Source organism: Anaerostipes sp. (assembly GCF_018381315.1).
Lineage (GTDB): Bacteria > Bacillota > Clostridia > Lachnospirales > Lachnospiraceae > Anaerostipes.
Window position 1 is genome coordinate 38,239 of record NZ_JAGZSD010000011.1, and the last position, 20,317, is coordinate 58,555.

Annotated in this window: 18 protein-coding genes and 1 pseudogene; 14 read left to right on the top strand and 5 right to left on the bottom strand. The window is 44.6% G+C overall.

The features are described 5' to 3' along the window. From KH180_RS09930 to KH180_RS09940, 3 genes are all read left to right on the top strand, one after another. Nucleotides 1-1,233 carry a sensor histidine kinase gene (locus tag KH180_RS09930; protein ID WP_290759926.1) on the top strand — a complete coding sequence of 411 codons (1,233 nt, stop codon included), beginning with the start codon at nt 1-3 and terminating at the stop codon, nt 1,231-1,233. Nucleotides 1,234-1,312: 79 nt separating this feature from the next. Next, a complete protein-coding gene (locus tag KH180_RS09935; RefSeq protein WP_290759822.1) occupies nt 1,313-1,987 on the top strand; it encodes an ABC transporter ATP-binding protein in 675 nt (224 codons plus the stop codon). After that, nucleotides 1,988-4,426, top strand: coding sequence for an ABC transporter permease (locus KH180_RS09940; protein WP_290759824.1), 2,439 nt, complete (start codon nt 1,988-1,990; stop codon nt 4,424-4,426). A gap of 92 nt (nt 4,427-4,518) precedes the next feature. On the opposite strand, the gene KH180_RS09945 is transcribed toward KH180_RS09940, so the two are convergent. Together KH180_RS09945 and KH180_RS09950 are read right to left on the bottom strand one after the other, a co-directional pair. Continuing rightward, a complete protein-coding gene (locus KH180_RS09945; protein WP_290759826.1) occupies nt 4,519-4,782 on the bottom strand; it encodes a hypothetical protein in 264 nt (87 codons plus the stop codon). 10 nt (nt 4,783-4,792) lie between these two features. After that, a complete protein-coding gene (locus tag KH180_RS09950; RefSeq protein ID WP_290759828.1) occupies nt 4,793-5,287 on the bottom strand; it encodes a hypothetical protein in 495 nt (164 codons plus the stop codon). 59 nt (nt 5,288-5,346) lie between these two features. Between KH180_RS09950 and KH180_RS09955 the strand changes: the two genes are divergently transcribed. Beyond that, nucleotides 5,347-5,523, top strand: coding sequence for a hypothetical protein (locus KH180_RS09955; protein ID WP_290759830.1), 177 nt, complete (start codon nt 5,347-5,349; stop codon nt 5,521-5,523). 114 nt (nt 5,524-5,637) lie between these two features. On the opposite strand, the gene KH180_RS09960 is transcribed toward KH180_RS09955, so the two are convergent. The 3 genes from KH180_RS09960 to KH180_RS09970 form a co-directional block, all read right to left on the bottom strand. Beyond that, nucleotides 5,638-6,045, bottom strand: a complete 408-nt coding sequence (locus KH180_RS09960) for a VOC family protein (protein ID WP_290759832.1) — start codon at nt 6,043-6,045, stop codon at nt 5,638-5,640. A 48-nt stretch (nt 6,046-6,093) separates the two neighbouring features. Next, complete coding sequence (locus KH180_RS09965) at nt 6,094-6,927, bottom strand: helix-turn-helix domain-containing protein (protein ID WP_290759834.1); 834 nt, start codon at nt 6,925-6,927, stop codon at nt 6,094-6,096. A 173-nt stretch (nt 6,928-7,100) separates the two neighbouring features. After that, entirely contained in the window at nt 7,101-7,334 is a 234-nt protein-coding gene (locus tag KH180_RS09970) for a chorion class high-cysteine HCB protein 13 (RefSeq protein ID WP_290759836.1), read from the bottom strand. A 245-nt stretch (nt 7,335-7,579) separates the two neighbouring features. On the opposite strand from KH180_RS09970, the gene KH180_RS09975 reads away from it, so the two are divergent. From KH180_RS09975 to rhaD, 10 genes and pseudogenes are all read left to right on the top strand, one after another. Beyond that, nucleotides 7,580-11,248 (top strand): S8 family serine peptidase, encoded by a 3,669-nt coding sequence (locus KH180_RS09975; protein WP_290759838.1) that lies wholly within the window; start codon nt 7,580-7,582, stop codon nt 11,246-11,248. A gap of 94 nt (nt 11,249-11,342) precedes the next feature. Beyond that, nucleotides 11,343-12,158 (top strand): hydroxyethylthiazole kinase, encoded by an 816-nt coding sequence (thiM, locus tag KH180_RS09980; RefSeq protein WP_290759840.1) that lies wholly within the window; start codon nt 11,343-11,345, stop codon nt 12,156-12,158. 4 nt (nt 12,159-12,162) lie between these two features. Further along, a complete protein-coding gene (thiE, locus tag KH180_RS09985; RefSeq protein WP_290759928.1) occupies nt 12,163-12,783 on the top strand; it encodes a thiamine phosphate synthase in 621 nt (206 codons plus the stop codon). Next, nucleotides 12,780-13,562 carry a bifunctional hydroxymethylpyrimidine kinase/phosphomethylpyrimidine kinase gene (thiD, locus tag KH180_RS09990; protein WP_290759842.1) on the top strand — a complete coding sequence of 261 codons (783 nt, stop codon included), beginning with the start codon at nt 12,780-12,782 and terminating at the stop codon, nt 13,560-13,562. The genes thiE and thiD overlap by 4 nt, the downstream gene beginning before the upstream one ends. Nucleotides 13,563-13,598: 36 nt before the next feature. Then, nucleotides 13,599-14,579 carry an AraC family transcriptional regulator gene (locus KH180_RS09995; RefSeq protein ID WP_290759844.1) on the top strand — a complete coding sequence of 327 codons (981 nt, stop codon included), beginning with the start codon at nt 13,599-13,601 and terminating at the stop codon, nt 14,577-14,579. Between the two features lie 163 nt (nt 14,580-14,742). Further along, a complete protein-coding gene (locus tag KH180_RS10000) occupies nt 14,743-16,497 on the top strand; it encodes a purine-cytosine permease family protein (RefSeq protein ID WP_290759846.1) in 1,755 nt (584 codons plus the stop codon). Then, the gene (rhaM, locus tag KH180_RS10005) at nt 16,460-16,777 is read left to right on the top strand and encodes an L-rhamnose mutarotase (RefSeq protein ID WP_290759848.1); all 318 of its coding nucleotides are present in this window, start codon (nt 16,460-16,462) and stop codon (nt 16,775-16,777) included. Before KH180_RS10000 ends, rhaM begins: the two co-directional genes overlap by 38 nt. Nucleotides 16,778-16,793: 16 nt before the next feature. After that, nucleotides 16,794-18,200: pseudogene (gene rhaB, locus KH180_RS16850) on the top strand (rhamnulokinase); the annotation flags it as partial. A 12-nt stretch (nt 18,201-18,212) separates the two neighbouring features. Then, a complete protein-coding gene (locus KH180_RS16855) occupies nt 18,213-19,460 on the top strand; it encodes an L-rhamnose isomerase (protein ID WP_290759930.1) in 1,248 nt (415 codons plus the stop codon). A gap of 13 nt (nt 19,461-19,473) precedes the next feature. Beyond that, nucleotides 19,474-20,304, top strand: a complete 831-nt coding sequence (gene rhaD, locus KH180_RS10020; protein WP_290759850.1) for a rhamnulose-1-phosphate aldolase — start codon at nt 19,474-19,476, stop codon at nt 20,302-20,304. Nucleotides 20,305-20,317 lie beyond the last annotated feature (13 nt).

Sequence of the window (20,317 nt, forward strand, 5' to 3'; positions counted from 1 at the left end):
ATGACAGAAAAAAAACGATGGGCTTTCTTCAGCCTATTTACAGCGGTGATCTTTCTTTTTCTTTTTGGCAGCGGCTGTTTTTGGCAAAACAAAAGGTTGCTTGAAAAGGAAAATCAGATCTTAAAGACCGCCGGAGTTCTGGAGACTGAGAATACACAGGGTGCACTGTATGACCTTTTTCAGGGAAAGGGAGAGGAGCCGTTGATATCGAGGGGAAAGGAAGCCCTTGAACGATATGGATATAAAACTATAGTCAGAGAGAACCTTGACGCCGAGATGCGGCAGTATATGTATGAGACGGTATTTCTTCTTTCTGCGGCATATGCAGCAGTTACAGCAGCGGCATTTCTATGGATGAAGAAAACGGCAAAGCACAGAGAGCAGGAATTTGATGAGATCCGGGGGATGGCGGAACAGTTTTATGCCGGTAATTATGAAATTTCCTACGAGGAATCAGAAGGAACGAAAAGCCAGCTTCTAAGCAGGCTGGATTCCCTTGGAAGAAAACTTCAAGTCAACGAAAACAAGCTTATAGAAGAAAAGGAGGGGACCAAATCTTTGGTTACCGACATTTCTCATCAGCTGAAGACCCCGGTGGCGAGCCTTGAAATGTGTCTGGAGCTGATGGAAGGAGAGGACTTGACAAAAGAGGAACAAAAAGAATTTCTCCAGCAGGCGATTGGGCAGACAAAAAGGCTGGACAGCCTGACAAAGGCATTGATTAACATTTCCAGAATGGAGACTGGTATGATCTCCATTAAAAAGGAAGAGGCACCGATCATGGATACCATTGCCCAAGCAGTCAGCACGGTTTATGTGAAGGCCCAGGAAAAACAGATCCGGATAGAGGTCATAAAGGAAAGCAGTTCAATAGAGAGGCTGAAAATTTCTCACGATCCTAAGTGGACCAGAGAGGCTATTGCTAACATATTGGAGAACGCTGTGAAGTATAGTGACGAAGGTACTGTGGTCCGGATCCGGATGATGATGAGGACGAGTTTTCTCAGAATTGAGATTGAAGATCAGGGGATTGGAATTCACAGGGAAAACCAATCAAAGATTTTTCAAAGGTTTTACAGAGGAAACGAAGAACGGGTAAAAGAAGCGGAAGGTTCCGGAGTAGGGCTGTATCTCACAAGAAAAATACTGGAGGCCCAGGGCGGAACCGTTTCCGTTTCAGACGGAAAACAGGGCAGTATCTTTATCTTACATTTAAGTCTTACAGATTTGTAAGGCTTTTTCTTTTTGGCTGAAAGGTAAATGAAAGAGTGGAGGTTTATCATAATCAGTATAAACAAGGAGGTATGGGTTCATGAATGAAAATATTATATTAGAGACAAGAGATTTATGTAAATATTATGGGGAAGGCGAAAATGAGGTCAGGGCCATTGACCACACATCACTTAAGATCCTGCAGGGAGAATTTGCTGCTGTTGTGGGGAAAAGCGGTTCCGGAAAAAGTACGCTGCTTCATATGCTGGGAGGACTGGACAGTCCGACAAGCGGAAAGGTCCTGATTGGGGGCAAGGATATCAGCTGCATGAAGGAAGAGGAACTGGCAATCTTCCGCCGAAGAAAAATTGGATTCATCTTTCAGTCCTTTAATCTGATATCTTCTCTGAATGTATGGGAAAATGTTGTCCTTCCTATAGGACTGGACGGAAGAAAGCTCAACGAAGAATTTGTGGAAGAAATACTGAAAACGCTGGAGATGACCGAAAAGCTGCAGAGTCTTCCGAATACACTTTCCGGAGGGCAGCAGCAGAGAGTAGCTATTGCAAGGGCAATCGCATCTAAGCCGGATATCATTCTTGCAGATGAACCTACAGGCAACCTGGATTCTAAGACAGGGGATGAAGTGATCTCCCTTCTTAAAATGACAGCAAGAAAATATGGACAGACGCTGGTGATGATCACCCACGATGAAGAGATCGCACAGATGGCGGACCGGATTATTCTGATTGAAGACGGTAAGGTGGTGAGGTAGATGAAAGCAGTCACAAAGTTATCACAGAAAAATCTGAAGCAGAACAGAGGCCGCAGCATACTGACCGGGATTTCCATTTTTCTTACAACAGCACTGCTGACGATCATTGGATTGAGCTGCAATGGCTTAGTAAAGGCCAACAAGGCAAACAATGCTGAGCTTTACGGTGATTTTCATGGGGCATTTATGGGTGTCAGCCAGGAAAAAATGCAGGAGATTGCCGTTCGCGGAGAAATTGAAAAAGCAGGGGTTACAGCTAATGCAGCTACGGTAAGCCTTGGGAAGGCCAGCGGGATTTTATCTTATTATGACCAGAAGGCAAGATCCATGACAAATCTTAAAATGGTCGGATATGGAAGAGTTCCTGTAGAAGAAAATGAGATCATAGCGCAGAAGACGTTTTTTCAAAAACTGGGCCTTAAAGAGCCGAAGATAGGTGACAGCGTATCTGTTCCGTACAGAGTCGGAGGGGAAGGAAGAGTTTTAAAAAAGACATTTAAGATCACCGGGTTCCTTCCGCAGGATGAGATGAATGACCTGCGGCAGACCTATGGGGCAGTTATTTCCAAAAAGTTCTATGAGAGTGCTGTTCCTGAAAAAAAGAGAGCATATACAGTCTGTTTTAAAATGAGGAATGACCAGAAACTTACGCAGAATGAACTGGAAAAAAGTATTCAGGATTTAAGGAAGAAACTTTCTATTCCGGAGAAAAATGTTTCGCTGAATAAAATATTTATTATGTGGGATACCGATCCGGGGACAGAGACGATTGCCGTGGGAGCCTTTATGGCAGCTGTCATTATCCTGTTCAGCATCGTGGTGATCTATAATATATTTTACGTAGGTATGATACAGAAAGTGCAGGAATACGGAAAGCTGCGTGCCATCGGTATGACCAGAAAGCAGATGAAGCAGATGATCTTTCGGGAAGGTATGATTTTATCAGGCATCAGTATTCCTCTAGGGCTGGTTATCGGATTTATCGGAACGAAGCTGTTTTTCGTAAATATTGCAGGAATCGGAGGCGTCAACAAAGCAGTTGGAGAAGTGATATCAGATACTCCGCTGTTCAGTCTGCCGGTCATGGTCGGGGCTGGTGTTCTGGCTCTGCTCACGGTATATCTGTCTATGAAACGTCCCATGCAGACTGCAGCCAAAATCTCTCCTGTGGAGGCAGTGCGGTATCAGGAGAGCACAGGGAAAAAGAGACAGAAGCGGAAAGGATACCGCCAGGTAAATCTCATCAGAATCACTAAGTCAAATCTGGCGAGAAATAGAAAGCGGACTGTGACCACGATCCTTACCATGGGGCTCAGCTGTGTTATGTTCATTGTTATTGCAAATCTGGGAGGAAATATGAATCCGGCATATGAAGCCGGAAAGAATGTGAAAAAAGGACAGTTTTATATTACACTGGATACGAAATTGGACGATAAAACTTATCCGGAAAAGAATTTGAACCGGGTGCAGCAGCAACATCTGATGGACAAAAAAATGACAGAACAGATCCGTCAGATCGATGGAGTTACAAAAGTGGAGACTGGAAAATGGGCAGCGGTACATGCAGAGAAAAAAGGAGAAGAAGGGACCTCTGTTGTGCAGATCCTTTCGAAGAAAGACTTTGATGCTTTTGTCAAAGAGGAGCTGAAGCGGGGAAATGCAGATTATGACGATTTAAAAAAGGAAAATGGTGTGGTATATCTCTGGGATCATTTTTTCGAGGAATATGGCTACCGGATTGGTGAAAAGATCAAAATGAATGTATTGGACGGGACAAAAAAGATCCCTGTCACTGTAACTTTATCCGGATCTGCCAATGCACATATGGATGCCTCATGGGCAATGACAGAGGAAACATTCAAAAAACTTGGTGTGAAATCCGATTTAACCAGTGAGATTTATGTAAGCTGCAGGCCTGAGAAAAAGGCTGCGGTGGAAAAGAAACTGAAAGAGCTGACGGACATGAGTGAGTTTTACAACATACAATCCTATGATGATGCATATAAGGAGGCGCAGTTTGGCATTGGGCTGCTTCGGGATTCTCTTTATGCCCTGCTGTTTGTTATAGGGCTCATCGGATTTATGAATATGGCAAACACTTTGATCACAAGTATTGTCACAAGGAAAAAGGAACTGGGTATTTTTCAGGCAATCGGAATGACGGCAAAACAGGTGAGAAGAATGCTTCAGATGGAAGGTCTTATCTTTACGGTGGGGACCCTGGTTATTGCGCTTACTCTTGGAAATATAGCAGGATATGTTTTGTTCCTTAAGTGTAAGGAGACAGGAATGATCGGATTAAATGACTATCATCTTCCGCTGCCGGAGATTCTTGTTATGGCAGGCATCTTATTGTTTCTGCAGATGGTCCTTTCTGCAGTGATGAGCAGAAAATTCCAGAGAGAATCTGTGGTAGAGCGGATACGCCATGATGAATAGCCGCAGACTGAATATGCAGAATTAAAAAGAAGACAGAAAAAATCCTTCCGGAAAGCACTGCCTGAAACAGGCCCGGAAGGATTTTTTGCCGTCTATAAGATCAGATTTCTCAGCATTTCCAGCCGCTGCCGATCCTGGCCGGTCATAGTTTCTGACAGGGCGTCAATGATAATGCCGGTCTCTTCGTTTGAAAATGCGATTCCCTGCTCTGCAAGCCGGCTGGAAGCAGCCATAAGATCCGGAAGAATATCTTCCATATTTTTGCCGCGGCTTTGATTTACCAGAAGTTCCATGATCTCTATTTTTTTGGGATCAATGTTTTGGACAGCGGGGTTCATTTTCCATTGTTCATTCATGCGGGGTACCTCACTTTTTTAAAATTTGATTGATTTGGTTCATCAGGTCGCTGTTGGGTGTACTGGCCGATTCCTGTTTTTCCGGTTGGGACTGGGACATAAACAGTGGCATAAGTTTCGCCATCATGTCAGAGTCAGCCGAGGAATTCCCGGCGGAAGCATTTGCATTAGGATTTGATTTCAGAAAATCCTGATAGGACTGGTACATTTTTGCCATTTTCATCATCTGGAGAAGCTGGTCAATCTGAGCAGCGGTTTCCTTCGGAGCCCGCATTCTCATGGCAGTCAGCATCATTTCCATAGAGGCATCATTCTGATCCAAGCCGCAGGCAGAGAGAGTATCCTCATCGTCAAATTCCTCCATAATATTCTGGAGTTCATGAAATTTGATGTAAAGAGCGGCAGATTTCTTTAGAGTGGGAGGGAGATAGGGAAGAGCATCTTCCAGCATATTGGACGAATCATCGCGGAAAAAATGCTCCCAATGGGTTTGTTTTTGATCCATTTTGTCACAACCTTAGGTTTCATTCTCATATCCTATATTATTAGGAGGTGAAAGAAAATATGAGTGAAATCTTTGTGGAAGAAGAAAATACTGTTTATGAATTGGATGAGGAATGTCTCAGGAAGAAAGGGAAATTGAATATTTCTGAGCATGGACATGGAATGATGAAAAAACAAAGTCTGGAAGGCGGAAATATTGTGATCGTGCTTCTGGCACTTTTATGCTGTTTCAGATAAATATAGATTTTGCCCGGAAGTGAACTCCCGGGCAGTTTTTTATTTCATAGGAATGTGTGTCCCATAAAATAAAAAACGCACCGCGAGGATCGCACTGCGGCTCTCCCGGTTTATTTAAACAGAACTGGCATCGTTAAGCTCAAACAAATTTCCTTCAGGGTCTCTAAAGTAAGTGCAGCGCATACCCCAGTCTTCAATATACTGGGGTTCACCAAGAAATGTTACGCCTGCTTCTTTCAGGCGCAGATAGTCCCCGTCCAGGTCATGGGTAGGAATAACTGCCGCAATGGTATCCGGCTGTGTTTCGGCGTTCGGCTGTTCATACCCCTGAAACATGGACATATTCTCTCCTGCAAAAATTGCAAAACAAGGCGGCATACCTCTGCTTACAGCAAAGGATGTGTAGGGTCCGTTTCGGTCACCCCAAACTGCAGTTAAACCAATTTTCTCTGTGTAGAAATCAAAGCATTCTCCATAATTTTTCCGTACAAGGATTCGTATTGTTGTTTCATTAAATTTCATCGCAGTACTTCCTTTCTTTCTGTTTTATTTTACAGGAATATTATAGAACTAGAATTTTGCTATTTCACTGTAATAATCGGACATATGAATTTTATATTCCTGGGGTGTTACACCACATATAATTTTAAAGTCTTTTACAAAATGAGAGACATCATAATATCCAAGTTTTTCACTGATCGAATCCAAAGTGCCTGTCCCTTTATTCAGCAGCTGAATGGATTTGTTGATTCTCACTAATCTGGAGAAGGATTTTATACTCATACCCAGATAGAGATTAAACAGCCGGTTAAGATGCCTTGAACAATAAAAAGAGCTTTTTGAGATCTCAGCAGTTGTTATAATGCCTGCTGTTTTGATAATGGATTTTACTGCAAGTGCAAGCTCTTTAGGGTATGGGAATTCAATATTTAACATCAGTTCTTTTTCCATTTCAAACAATAACTCATCAATCGACAAAGAAGACACAATGATATTCCGTACTGCGGCGTCCAATGAAGGATGAGTAAATGAAAACGGCACGATCTTATCAGTCAGATCCTTTTGATTTATTTTGGAAAACGGAGAGAAACCTGCGGGCTGAAATTCAATAATAACAATCATATCACATTTGTTTGCGATATCACCGACTTTGACTGGTTTTGTAGCTGGTCCAAACAAAAAACTATGCAATTCCCTGCGGTAATGAAACAATACAAGCGTAACGCTGCCGTGAGGCATAATTGTATAATCATCTGAAATTGTTGATTTATCAGGAAAAGTGACTGTGAAATTGGAGATGACCTCTCTGAGCTGTTCACAGGGCAGCAAATAAACATAGCTTTCAGCCTGCAGCAGAATCTTTCTGTTTTCAGATATGTACTTTAAACTGCTTTTATTTATCATGATCTTTTCATCCATTTTTAGTTCAGGTGATGTGGTTTATATATACATGATACCTGTAATTTAAGAACTTTGAAAGAAGTTTTGCTGATTGCTGCTTTTATTTGATCATGGATGAAAGAAAGAGGACAGCAGGTAATTTACCTGCTGCCCTCCGTTTATCAGAACATATCAGATTAGCATCCGCAACCGCAGCCGCTTCCGCTTCCGCCGCCGAAGCCGCCTCCGCAGCAGCACAGTAAGATGATGATCCAAAGGATAGAGTCACAGCCACATCCGCAGCCGTCCCCTCCTCCAAATCCACCGTCTCCTCCGCAGCAGCATAATAAGAGAATAAGAAGAAGACAGTTGTTTCCTCCGAATCCTGAATTGCATGATGTTCCGCAACCTGTAGCAGCTAAATCACTCATGTTATTTCCTCCTTGATTATATTTACAGTTTATATTATTCGGTCTGACCCAATGTGTGATGAAAAATGAAAAACTTTTTTCTAAAGCAATTTTCATAAAGTTTTCCTGAATTTAAAAAACACTTTGCCGGACGGAACTTTTGGGGAAAAGCGGGATTTATTGAATTGTAAACCATTTGTAACAAATAGGAGAATGGGGTGTGATATACTAAAAAAATGAGAGATCAACAGACGAAAGGAGAGAGCATGAGATATTTTAAAAGATGGGCTGTATGGTTTATGTCCCTGGCACTTTTATCTTCAGCAGCCCCGGTTACGGCAAAGGCGGATTCCGATAAAGATCAGGTGACAGAGATCAAGAAGCAGCTTTCCAAAAGGAAGAAAACAGGATATGCGGAGGGGGAAGCGCTGGTTTTGTACCGGACAACCGTGTCAGGACAGAAGAACAGATCTGTCCCGTTTTCTTCCGGGATCAAAGTGAAGAAGGTATGGAATTTTCCTGCTGATATAAAAGGGAAGACGAGAACCAGGTCACAGGATTCTGTAGTTTCCATCGCCAGGGTAAGTTCCGGCAAGAGTACGGATGAACTGGTCAGGCAGTTAAAAAAGGATCCGCAGGTGATAGCAGCACAGCCCAATTATAAGATCAGGCTGTTGGGCGGCAGCGATCCCTATTTTGACTTCCAGTGGGCAAATAAAAACCAGGGACAGAACGGCGGCAGTGCCGGGAAGGATGCCGGATATGAGCAGTTTTATGAAAAGACGTCCGGAACTAAAGGCAAAGAGACAGTTGTCGCAGTGGTCGATACAGGGATTGATCTTGAACATGAAGATTTGAAGAACCGGCTGTGGACAAACAAATCTGATGTGATAGCCGGCAAGCACGGATATGATTTTGCCAATAGCGATGCAGACCCTTCCGATGATTACGGACACGGGACTCACTGTGCAGGCATCATTGCAGCTCAGGCCGGAAACGGCAAAGGTGTTGCCGGGATCAGCCAAAGCAGTGATATTAAGCTGATGGCGCTGAAAGTGTTTGATGAAGACGGCGGCGGTGAAGTTTCTAATATTGTCGATGCTTACTATTATATTTATAAACAGCAGTTGGAAGGCGTCAATGTGGCGGCGGTCAACAACTCATGGGGAGCGGATGAGGCCGAGGAACAGGAACTGATGAAATACCTGGTCGACCTGGTTGGAAAAAAAGGAGCGGTGACTGTCTGCGCCGCAGGGAATGAGGGCGAAGATAATGAAAGAACGACAGTTATTCCGGCCGGCATTGACAGTGATTATGTGATTTCGGTTGCAGCAACGAACGAAAACGACGGCTTGGCTTTCTATTCTAATTATGGAAAAGAGTCTGTACATATGGCGGCGCCGGGAAATCAAATTCTTTCCACAGTTTCTGATGACTGTTTTAATCCGACTATTTACAACAGTAAAGAGAAAAACGCAAATTGTCAGTTTATGAAAGACTTTAATGACGGAGATGTTTCAGATATAAAAACAGAAGAGGCAGGAAGCACCGGAAAGGGGACTGTAACGGTTTCGGCGGACAGTACTTATTTCGGAAAGGAATCCTCCGGAAAGTCAGCAAAGATCTCTGTGAAGGGTGCAAAAGCCGGAGAGATTTATACGGTATTTATACCATATGACAGTACCAAGGGAAGTACGGATTCTCACCTGAGTACTATGCTGAAGGCTGTCAGCAGTTCTGCCGTGGAAGACGGGGCAGGACTTGTCATGGCAAAGGATTACAAATTGGACGAAGACGGGCAGATTGTTGATCCGCTGACTTTGGAAGAGGCTGCTGCGAATATGATACTAGGAAATATCCCTGTGATGGGAGTCAACGGAGAGATGGATGCATGGGAGCATCTTACTTATCCGTCCCGGAGTATAACCAAAAATGAAAAACGTGCAGTGGGGATTTCATTGGTTGCTTTAGACGATCAGGATTTTACCCTCTATCTGGATGACACTGCAGTCAGCAAGGCGGGAGTATCCAGCCAGAGTTTCGAAAAATATGATTTTTACAGCGGGACATCTATGGCGGCGCCTCTGGTGAGCGGTGCGGTGGCCAATACCTCTTGGTATTATGGAAAGAAGGATGCCCTTGCAAACAGGGAAGCAGTCCTTGGAATGACAAGAACAGTCAAGAATCTGCCTGTGATTACCAAGGGTGTTTTGGACGGAAGAAAGCTTGCTGACCAGAATCCGATCCTCATCAGGGCAGTGGTCTCCGGAGGAAAAGTTGTTCTTTCAGGGAAAGGATTCGGAGCCGGCAGCGGAACTGTAAAAGTAAATGGAAAGACAGAAAAGACAGCCTCCTGGAGTGATTCAAAGATTGTGCTGGAAAACAGACAGCTTGTAAACCGGGTTGGTGAAGTTGAGATACGGACAAAGAGCGGAAAGACAGTCACCGGATCCTTCTATTTTGTAAAAGGGAAAAGCGGGCCGAAGAAGGTTTTTTCAACAGAGGACATTACAAATGGCGGAGATGTAGTCTCTGACGGCAGAAAGCTGTATTATCTGGACCGGGATCTGAATCTTTATGTAATGGATGAAGAAGAACAGGAGTTTTCAAGGGTATCTGCTATGTCCAGGGAAAAAGCGTTTGCCGGCATAAAAAAGGGAGAACTTGACCGGGCTGATTTAGACCTGGATTCTGTGCCGGTTTACTGTGACAAGGCTGTCTACGCCATTGCCGAGGCAGATCTGGGTTATGAGATAAAACGGTCCCTTGTGTGCTATTCCTTCCAGACAAAGTCATGGTCGAGAATAGACTCTTATCTGTCAAAGACAGGCGGAGCTAAACTCCAGGGATCAGCTCTGGCAGCTTACAACGGAAAGATTTATGTGATCGGAGGCAGGAATAAAAAGACCGGTTCTTTAGAAAAGAATGTCTTCTGCTATGACACAGGGAAAAAACAATGGTCCAAAGCCGCAGCACTTCCGGAGGGGAGATATCAGAGTGCGGCTGTGCAGTCAGGAAACCAGATGATTCTTACGCTGGGCAGCAGCGGAAAGAAAGGGGAGATCCCCAAGAATCTGGTTTACAGTGACAAAAATAAGCGCTGGGTGAAGAAATCGGCATCTCTTACGCCGAGAAATAAGGACAGAGAACTGTATACAGCCAGTGTAGGCGTGTGCAGAGACGGCATTGCCTATGTGGGTCTGGACACTGACAGCTTCGGGAATGTATTCTGGTATTCAGTTTCCAAAGACCGGTATGAGGCTATGAATTATCAGGCATCTTTTGACGAAGAGATGACAGGCACCACGGTTGGTTCACGGTTCCTTCTCATGCCTGTCTCAGTTCAGGATGATTTTGATTATAAGAACTTAAGAAAAAAGAAAACGACGGTCCGGTCAAAAGCACAGAGTGATGAAGATGATGAGGATTACGATGACAGCAGTACAGTGTATTCTTATCCTGTAACGTCCGGGCTTGTGACCGTTAAAGCGAAAACAAAGCATGGAACGATTTCAGGAAAAGGAAACTATCTGCCGGGCCAGAAGGTGACTGTAAAGCCGAAAGCTGCAAAGTATTATTGTTTTAAACCTTCTACCTTGAAAGCCGGCGGGAAAAAGGTGAAAGGAACCAGCTATTCTTTCCGTATCACGGGAAATGTATCAGTATCCGCAGTGTTTAAGAAGACTGTGGTCAAACTTAATAAGAAGAAATTGACGCTTTCGGCCGGAAGGAAGTACCGTCTCAAAGCAAAAGTAAAGACGGCAGGAAAGAAAAAGTCTGTTACATGGAAATCAAGCAGGAGTAAATATGCAACGGTTTCTAAAAAGGGCGTTGTCAGGGCAAAGAAGGCAGGAAGAGGAAAGACGGTTACGATCTATGCCAGGGCGAAAGACGGTTCGAAGTCTTATGCCAAGGTTAAAATAAGAATCCGGTAGCCGGACAGGAAAAAATGATCCCTGCGTTTCTGAATTATGGTATAATCAGAAACGCAGGGATTTTGTTGTAAATCATCACGTAGGAGGAATTTTTATGTATGAGAACATATTACATAATGTAAAAAAGCATCCGTCGCTTGTCCACTGCATCACCAATTATGTGACTGTCAATGATGTGGCCAACATGGTACTGGCATCCGGCGGTTCACCTATCATGGCAGATGACAAAAGTGAGGTGGAAGAGATTACAAGTATCTGTACCTCACTTGTGATCAACATCGGAACACTCAACGCCAGGACGGTTGAGGCTATGGTATTGGCCGGGAAAAGGGCCAATGTACTGGGACATCCGGTTATTTTGGATCCGGTGGGAGCCGGGGCATCCAGTATGAGAACAGAGACGGTAAAACGACTTTTAAAAGAGGTTCAGTTTGATGTCATCCGGGGAAATATTTCCGAGATCAAGACGGTATTTGCAGGCAGCGGGGCAATGTCCGGTGTGGATGCAAGCGAAGCGGATGCTGTGACGGAAGAGAACCTTGGGGAAGTAATAGATATGACAAAGCGTTTATCTGCACAGACCGGAGCAGTCATTGTAGTTACAGGGGCTGTTGATATCGTGTCCGACGAGCGCAGTTCTTTTATTATAAGAAATGGCGATCCCATGATGTCAAGGATCACCGGAACCGGATGTATGCTTGACGGAGTTATTGCCGGTTTTGTGGGATCCAATCAGGACAGGGTTTTAGAGGCAGCGGCAGCTGCGGTGTGTGCTGTGGGATACTGCGGGGAGAAAGCCAGGGCAAAATGCGGCGGCACATCTTCCATGAGGATGCACCTTATAGACGCAATGAGCAGGTTAACAGCAGAGGAACTGGAAAGAGGTGCAAAAGTTGAAAACAGAAGCTGAGGCAATGACCCTTTATGCAGTGACAGATTCTGCATGGACAGGGGAAAAAACATTGATGGAGCAGGTAAAAGATGCATTGGACGGGGGAATTACGTTTCTTCAGCTGCGGGAGAAGGAGCTGGATCATGATGCGTTTCTGAAGGAGGCCAAAGAGATGGCTGAACTGTCCAGACAGTACGGAGTGCCTTTTGTCATTAACGATGAAGTGGAGATTGCATTAGAGTGCGGCGCGGACGGCGTACATGTAGGACAGGAGGATATGGCTTGCCAAAATGCCAGAAAGCTTCTGGGACCGGATAAGATCATCGGCGTATCTGTACATAATGTGGAGGAGGCTTTGAAAGCCCAGGCTGACGGGGCAGATTATCTGGGGCTTGGAGCGGTAAAAGCTACACCTACAAAAACAGATGCCAAGGTAGTAGAATTCGGGGAAATTAAAAGAGTGTGCGATGCAGTGTCCATACCGGTGGTTGCTATCGGAGGGATTAAGAAAGATAATCTTATGGAACTTCAGGGCAGCCATGTGGACGGAATTGCAGTTGTTTCTGCTGTTTTTGGGGCTGAGGACATCACACAGGAGACAAAAGAGCTGAGAAAACAGGCAGAGGAGATGAAGAGAAGATGAAAACAGTTTTAACCATTGCCGGATCTGACTGCAGCGGCGGTGCAGGAATTCAGGCTGATTTAAAGACCATGGATGCCCATGGAGTTTACGGCATGTCAGCGATAGCGGCGCTGACCGCACAAAACACGATAGGAGTAGCAGATATTTATCATGTTTCAAAAGATTTTTTAGAACAGCAGCTGGATTGTATATTTACAGATATATTTCCCGATGCGGTCAAGATCGGAATGATACCGGAAAAAGAACTGATCCAGGCGGCGGCTGAAAAACTTAAGGAATATGATGCAAAGAACATTGTACTGGATCCTGTCATGGTGTCTACCAGCGGCAGCCGGCTGTTAAGTGAGGATGCCATCGGCTTTTTAAAAGAAACCCTGTTTCCGGCGGCTGATATTATTACGCCGAATGTGCCGGAAGCAGAAGTGCTGTCAGGAGTCCGAATCAGATCAAAGGAAGATATGCAGGAAGCAGCCGAAAAAATAGGAGAGTACTTTGACGGATACATTCTGGTAAAGGGAGGACACTCTGTGGAAGATGCCAACGACTGCCTTTTTTATCGCGGAAAGAAAAAGATCTTCCGGGGCACGAGAGTGGAAAACGAAAATACACATGGGACCGGATGTACTCTTTCGTCTGCTATTGCATGCAATCTTGCCATGGGATGTGATATGGAGACAAGTATTCAGAATTCAAAGGAATATATTACCGGTGCACTGCTTGACGGTCTGGATCTGGGAAAAGGTAACGGTCCTTTAAATCATATGTATCGTCTGAAATAGAAGCAGTGCATGGTTTGCGGGAAAGGAGCTGAATTTATGAGGAAAAGCCTGATCAGCCAGTTGGAAGTCATAACAGAGGAAGAACAGAGGATTCTGGATGGGAGAGATGTAAGCAAAACCTTATACACCACAAAAAAGACATTTGAGGTTGAGGCGGAAAAACTGCTGAGAGACGGGCGGCTGATCCAGGTGAGGACCCATACAAGGTTTACCGACTTTCCGGAGCATAATCACAATTATATAGAAATGATGTATGTCTGTCAGGGGAAGATTACTCATTTTATCGGCGGCAAGGAAGTCATCATGGAGGAAGGAGATTTTCTTATCCTGAATCAGCATGTCCGCCACAGCATCTGCTGTGCATCGAAAAAGGATCTGGGGATCAATTTTATCGCCCTTCCGGAATTTTTTGATATTCCGCTCCAGATGCTGCAGCGGAATAATGTTCTTGCTGATTTTCTTGTGGATACTCTGAGACAGAATTCTTTTTCCGAAAAATATCTGCTGTTTAAGCTTTCCGGTATCCTGGAGATCGAAAATCTGATGGAGAATATCGTTTACTCTTTAAAAAACCTGGGGAAAAATGAAGAAAAGATGAATCAACTGTCCATGGGACTTATGTTTCTGCACATCCTGAATCATATTGATAAGCTGGACTTCACATCTCCCCAAAACTATAAAGAAATTGTGCTTCAGACAACGCTTAGTTATATCGACCAGCATTACAGGGAAGCCAATCTTTCTAAGCTGGCAGAGGATATGAACCAGTCCCTTTCTGTGCTGAGCCGGCTGATCAAACAAAATTTTGGGCATACATTTCAGGAACTGGTGCAGAGAAAAAAGTTTCAAAAAGCCATGACACTGCTGTCTGAGACAGACTTGGCTATCGCAGATATTGTGACTGCAGTGGGGTATGAGAACAGCAGTTATTTTTACAGAAAGTTTAAAGAAAAATACCATATGTCCCCGAAAGAATACCGTTTAACCCACAGAAATGGGGAACAGATCAGACTATAGAGAGCAAAAAGAAGCTTCCGGGCTTCTTTTTTTGTTGCATAGGAACTTTGTCAAGTCAAAAAAAGACACTTCTTTCGTCAAACCACGTCCTAACTTTTGGGCGTGGTTTTTCTTATACTTAATTCAGCAAAGGAAAGAACGAAATCAAAAGGAGGAAAAACATATGAATGCAGAGTATCGAAGGAAGGCATCGGCAGTACCGCCGGAAGACCGGCCGATTTCTAAAAAGAACATTTCCGGGCTGGGAAATTTCTTTGGGATTTACGGCGGCGAGCACATTGCAGCTACAGAGTTTGTTATTGGGGCTACGCTGGTAACCTGGGGAGTCAAGGCGACGGATATTTTCATCGGACTTTTTATCGGAAATATCCTGGCAACCCTGACATATGCACTGATCTGTGCCCCGATCGGAGTCGACACGAGAGTTACTTTATATTCCTACTTAAAAAAGGTCATGGGGCCATACATGCAGAAAGTTTACAATTTTGTCTGGGGCCTGGCATCCATAGCCATGGCAGCATCCATGCTGACTGTATCGGCATCGGCGGTCCGGGAGATTTTTGGAATCAGACTTCAGACCCAGTGGTATCCGACAGATATCAAATTTATCCTGGTGGTTATTGTACTTGGCATTATTGTCACTCTGGTAGCCGCAAACGGATTTGAAGCAGTGGCAAAATTCTCATCAGTCTGTGTGCCGTGGATGATCATTATCTTTGCAGCAGGAGTATTTGTAGTAGTTCCTGAACTGATTGAGGTGACGAACGGAGCAGCGGTACACAGCTTTGGGGATTTTATGAACCTGCTGAATACCAGTGTGTGGAACGGAGCAGTCATACCGGGCGGACAGAAGCTGGGAATCATTCATGTCATTGGATTTGCCTGGATGTGTAATCTGGCCTATCATGGCGGACTGAACGATATGGCATTGTTCCGCTATGCAAAGACTCCCAAATACGGATTTATTACCTCATACGGTATGTTCATAGGACATTTCTTTGCATGGGGAAGTGCGGGAATTATGGGAGCTACAGCTGCTGTCATTCTGAATAAGTCACTGCTTATTCTGGATTCAGGAGCCATCACGGGTGCTGTTTTAGGGGCAACCGGTCTGCTGGCGGTTATCGTGGCAGGGTGGACAACTGCAAATCCAAACATTTATCGTGCCAGTCTTGCATTTGAGACGATTTTTAACAAGATTCCTCTGAAAAAACTGACTTACATTATCGGAGCAGTCATGACTCTGGCAGCATGTTTCCCGATTACCATGAACATTATGGCCATTGTAAATATTATCGTGCTTGTTATTCCGGCGATTGGGGCCATCATATTTACAGAGCACTGGATTATTCCGAAACTTGGGGGCAGCAGATACTGGGCTTCTTATAAAGGATGGAAGATTAATTATGCAGGGCTTCTGGCCTGGGCGGCGGCACTGGCTTTTGTGGCAGTTATGACGCTGACCGGGGCAATACATTCTTATCTTTTGTTCCTGCCGACTTATATACTTGCGATGGTAAGTTATATTATTTTGGCGTGTGTTATGGGAGCCAGAGATGACTACACGGCACAACAAGAAGAAGACCGGAAAGTACAGGAAGCTTTGGCGGAACTGATTGAGGAAGAGGATGAAAAGATCATTGAGTATGTTCCGAAACAGCCGGCTGCACAGAAAGCTGCGGCATATATCTCTTATGCGGTTCTGGCAGCGCTTGGCGTGATGACACTGATGGTATTTGCCGGACATATAAGTGTTGAGACATGGAAGAGTCTATCCTTCCCGGTCACAATCTGTTATTTCATACTGGGAGGCACTGCGACTTATCTGAAATATGGGCTCACGGAAGTAAAAAAAGAAAACGGAGAACAGGAGGCAGAAAATGAAAATATACAAAGGATTCAAAATGAAGCTTTATAAAGGCATGGAAGAGGAATATGAAAGACGCCACAATCAGCTGTGGCCGGAAATGAAAAATATGATCCATGAATACGGCGGAAGCAATTATTCGATTTATCTGGACAGAGAAACCAACATTTTGTTTGGGTCTATAGAGATTGAGGATGAAGAAAGATGGAGCCAGGGGGCGGAGACAAAGATCAACCGGAAATGGTGGGACTTTATGGCAGACATTATGGAAACCAATCCGGATAACAGCCCTGTGAGCGCGGATTTGAGTCTGGTATTCCATTTGGATTGAGCGGGAGGAAAAAGGAATGGAAAAGTACTTTTTGGCAATTGATATCGGAGCTTCCAGCGGAAGGCATATTCTTGGATATCTGGAAAACGGAAAGATGAGGCTGGAAGAAGTCTACCGCTTTCCTAACGGGATGGAAACTGCAGACGGTTCTCTGTGCTGGAATACAGACGCTCTGTTTTATGAGATCAGGCAGGGACTCAAGAAGTGCAGGGAAATTGGGAAGATCCCTTGCTGTATGGGCATTGACACATGGGCAGTGGACTATGTGCTGCTGGATGACCGGGACCGTCCGATCGGAAAATCCTACGGATACCGTGACAGCAGGACCCAGGGCATGGACACGAAAGTATATGAGGAGATTTCATTAAAGCATTTGTATCAGAGGAACGGAATACAAAAACAAATTTTCAATACCATATATCAGCTTGTGGCAGACCGGGAACGGGAACCGGAACGCCTCAGGAGAGCTAAAAGCATGCTGATGATTCCCGACTATTTTAATTTTCTCCTGACCGGAGTTAAGAAAACGGAGTATACCAACGCAACGACAACACAGCTGGTGGATCCAAAGACCAAAGATTGGGATTTTGAATTGATCCGGCGCCTGGGATTCCCGGAAGATATCTTCCAGTCTATCGCAGTGCCGGGAACACTGGTGGGCAGCTTTACTGAGGAAATCAGAGAAGAAATCGGCTTTGACTGTCAGGTTGTGCTGCCGGCCACCCACGATACAGGGTCTGCTGTAGCAGCCATACCTACGGAGAAGGATGATGCCCTATATATTAGTTCCGGGACATGGTCACTGATGGGTACAGAACTTATGAAAGCAGACTTTTCTCCTGACAGCATGGAGGCAAACTTTACAAACGAAGGTGGCGTAGATTACCGGTTCCGCTATCTGAAAAATATTATGGGGCTTTGGATGATCCAATCTGTAAAAAAAGAATTTGAGACAGAATATTCTTTTTCCTACATCTGCGAGATGGCCTCCAAAGAGACAATCCCTTCCATTGTTAACTGCAACGATGACAGGTTCCTGGCACCGGACAGTATGATTCAGGCAGTCAAGGATTACTGCAGGGAGACGTTCCAGCAGGTGCCCGAGACAGAATGGGAGATTGCGGCAGTTATTTACAACAGTCTGGCAAAGTGTTACGAGAGAACTGTCAGACAGATGGAGGATCTGACCGGAAAAAAATACGAAAGGATCTACGTGGTCGGCGGAGGGGCCAACGCCCAATATTTAAACCAGCTGACGGCACAGTACACCGGTTGTGAGGTATATGCAGGGCCTTCGGAGGCCACAGCCATTGGAAATCTGCTGGTGCAGATGCAGTATGACGGAAGTTTTCATAATTTAAAGGAAGCAAGGCGGTGCGTGGCACAGTCGTTTGAGATTGAAGCGTATAAACCAGAAAATAAAGGAGGTAAAGCAATGACAGTGAAAGAAAGATATGAGGCAGCAAAAGAAAGTTATGCAAACATCGGGGTAGATACAGATAAAGTGCTTGAGCAGCTGAAACATATTCCAATCTCTATACACTGCTGGCAGGGAGACGATGTAAATGGCTTTGAAGGTGACGGAGAACTTTCCGGAGGGATTCAGACAACAGGGAATTATCCTGGAAAAGCAAGGACACCGGAAGAATTAATGGAAGACATTGATAAAGCACTGAGTCTGATTCCGGGTAAACACCGGCTGAACCTGCACGCAAGTTATGCCATTTTTGAGGATGGATTTGCAGACAGAGATGTCCTTGAACCAAAACATTTTAAAAAATGGGCAGAGTTTGCAAAAGAAAGAGGACTTGGACTGGACTTTAATCCGACTTATTTTTCACATCCAAAAGCAGAGGCAGCAACACTCTCCAGTGAAGATGAAGAAATCAGGAAGTTCTGGATCCGTCATGGCCAGGCATGTTTAAGGATCTCCGAATATTTTGCAGAAGAACTTGGCACACCTTGTACAATGAATATCTGGATCCCGGACGGTTTTAAGGATGTGCCCGCAGACAGGAAAGCACCGAGGGCAAGACTCAAAGATTCTCTGGACCAGATTTTATCCATTGGGTATGACAGAGAAAAGGTCAATGTAGCTGTGGAATCCAAAGTATTCGGTATCGGAATGGAGAGTTATACAGTAGGATCCCACGAATTTTATATGAATTATGCGGCAAAAAATAACCTGCTCTGCCTGCTGGACAATGGACATTACCATCCGACGGAAGTGGTTTCCGATAAAATATCTTCCATGCTCCTGTTCTCTGACAAGGTTGCGCTCCATGTGACCAGACCGGTGCGCTGGGACAGTGACCATGTGGTGCTCCTGGATGATGAGACCAAAGAAATTGCAAAAGAGATTGTTATGAACGGACCGGAGCATGTGCTCCTCGCCTTAGATTTCTTTGACGCCAGCATCAATCGTATTTCGGCCTGGGTGGTAGGCATGAGAAATATGCAGAAAGCTCTGCTTATGGCAATGCTGAGACCAAACGGGACACTGGCACAGTTACAGGACAGGAGAGAATTTACTGAACTTATGGTAATGCAGGAAGAATTAAAGATGTATCCGGCCGGAGATGTGTGGAATTATTTCTGCGAGCTAAACGGAGTTCCCGGAAGAGAAGACTGGTTCAGAGAAGTGAAATCATACGAGACAGAAACGCTTTTAAAGCGCGGTTAAGAGGAGGAAGAGCATGAAAGTATTGGATGCGGAGTTTGTCAAAGGGTTTATCAGGATGTGTGACGACGGATTTTTACAGGGATGGCATGAGAGAAACGGCGGAAATGCTACTTACCGTATGAAACCGGAGGAAACACAAGAAGTCAAAGAAGAGTTTTGTTATGAGAAAGAATTCACACCGATCGGAACTAAAGTTCCGGGACTTGCCGGAGAGTATTTCCTTGTAACGGGGTCGGGAAAATATTTCAGGAATGTGTCTTTAGAGCCTGAAAATAATATTGCGGTTATCGAAGTGGATGACAAAGGAGAAAATTACAGGATTGTATGGGGGCTGAAAAAAGGAGGGGTGCCTACAAGTGAGCTTCCTTCTCACCTCATGAACCATGAAGTAAAGAAAGAAGCTTCCGGCGGTGCTCACAGAGTAATTTATCATTCTCATACACCAAATGTCATTGCACTGACCTTTCTTCTTCCTATCGATGACAAGATATTTACGAGAGAATTGTGGGAAATGATGACTGAGTGCCCGGTCATTTTCCCGGACGGCATCGGGACGGTTGGATGGATGGTTCCGGGCGGGAAAGAAATTGCAGTGGAATCCAGCAGACTGATGAAACAATATAATGCTATTATCTGGGCTCACCATGGAATTTTCTGTTCCGGCCAAGATTTTGATAATACCTTTGGTCTGATGCATACAGTTGAAAAAGCTGCAGAAATTCTGATTAAGGTGCTGTCTGTACGGCCGGATAAGCTCCAGACGATTACACAGCAGAACTTCAGAGATCTGGCAAAAGAATTTAAAGTAAATCTCCCGGAGCAATTCCTTTACGAAAAAGAATAGAAAGATGTATCAA

What these genes read in the sequence shown, in the direction of transcription:
- KH180_RS09930 (WP_290759926.1), top strand. Translation starts at nt 1, where the DNA reads ATGACAGAAAAAAAACGATGGGCTTTCTTCAGCCTATTTACAGCGGTG.
- KH180_RS09935 (WP_290759822.1), top strand. Translation starts at nt 1,313, where the DNA reads ATGAATGAAAATATTATATTAGAGACAAGAGATTTATGTAAATATTAT.
- KH180_RS09940 (WP_290759824.1), top strand. Translation starts at nt 1,988, where the DNA reads ATGAAAGCAGTCACAAAGTTATCACAGAAAAATCTGAAGCAGAACAGA.
- KH180_RS09945 (WP_290759826.1), bottom strand. Translation starts at nt 4,782, where the DNA reads ATGAATGAACAATGGAAAATGAACCCCGCTGTCCAAAACATTGATCCC.
- KH180_RS09950 (WP_290759828.1), bottom strand. Translation starts at nt 5,287, where the DNA reads ATGGATCAAAAACAAACCCATTGGGAGCATTTTTTCCGCGATGATTCG.
- KH180_RS09955 (WP_290759830.1), top strand. Translation starts at nt 5,347, where the DNA reads ATGAGTGAAATCTTTGTGGAAGAAGAAAATACTGTTTATGAATTGGAT.
- KH180_RS09960 (WP_290759832.1), bottom strand. Translation starts at nt 6,045, where the DNA reads ATGAAATTTAATGAAACAACAATACGAATCCTTGTACGGAAAAATTAT.
- KH180_RS09965 (WP_290759834.1), bottom strand. Translation starts at nt 6,927, where the DNA reads ATGATAAATAAAAGCAGTTTAAAGTACATATCTGAAAACAGAAAGATT.
- KH180_RS09970 (WP_290759836.1), bottom strand. Translation starts at nt 7,334, where the DNA reads ATGAGTGATTTAGCTGCTACAGGTTGCGGAACATCATGCAATTCAGGA.
- KH180_RS09975 (WP_290759838.1), top strand. Translation starts at nt 7,580, where the DNA reads ATGAGATATTTTAAAAGATGGGCTGTATGGTTTATGTCCCTGGCACTT.
- thiM (WP_290759840.1), top strand. Translation starts at nt 11,343, where the DNA reads ATGTATGAGAACATATTACATAATGTAAAAAAGCATCCGTCGCTTGTC.
- thiE (WP_290759928.1), top strand. Translation starts at nt 12,163, where the DNA reads ATGACCCTTTATGCAGTGACAGATTCTGCATGGACAGGGGAAAAAACA.
- thiD (WP_290759842.1), top strand. Translation starts at nt 12,780, where the DNA reads ATGAAAACAGTTTTAACCATTGCCGGATCTGACTGCAGCGGCGGTGCA.
- KH180_RS09995 (WP_290759844.1), top strand. Translation starts at nt 13,599, where the DNA reads ATGAGGAAAAGCCTGATCAGCCAGTTGGAAGTCATAACAGAGGAAGAA.
- KH180_RS10000 (WP_290759846.1), top strand. Translation starts at nt 14,743, where the DNA reads ATGAATGCAGAGTATCGAAGGAAGGCATCGGCAGTACCGCCGGAAGAC.
- rhaM (WP_290759848.1), top strand. Translation starts at nt 16,460, where the DNA reads ATGAAAATATACAAAGGATTCAAAATGAAGCTTTATAAAGGCATGGAA.
- KH180_RS16855 (WP_290759930.1), top strand. Translation starts at nt 18,213, where the DNA reads ATGACAGTGAAAGAAAGATATGAGGCAGCAAAAGAAAGTTATGCAAAC.
- rhaD (WP_290759850.1), top strand. Translation starts at nt 19,474, where the DNA reads ATGAAAGTATTGGATGCGGAGTTTGTCAAAGGGTTTATCAGGATGTGT.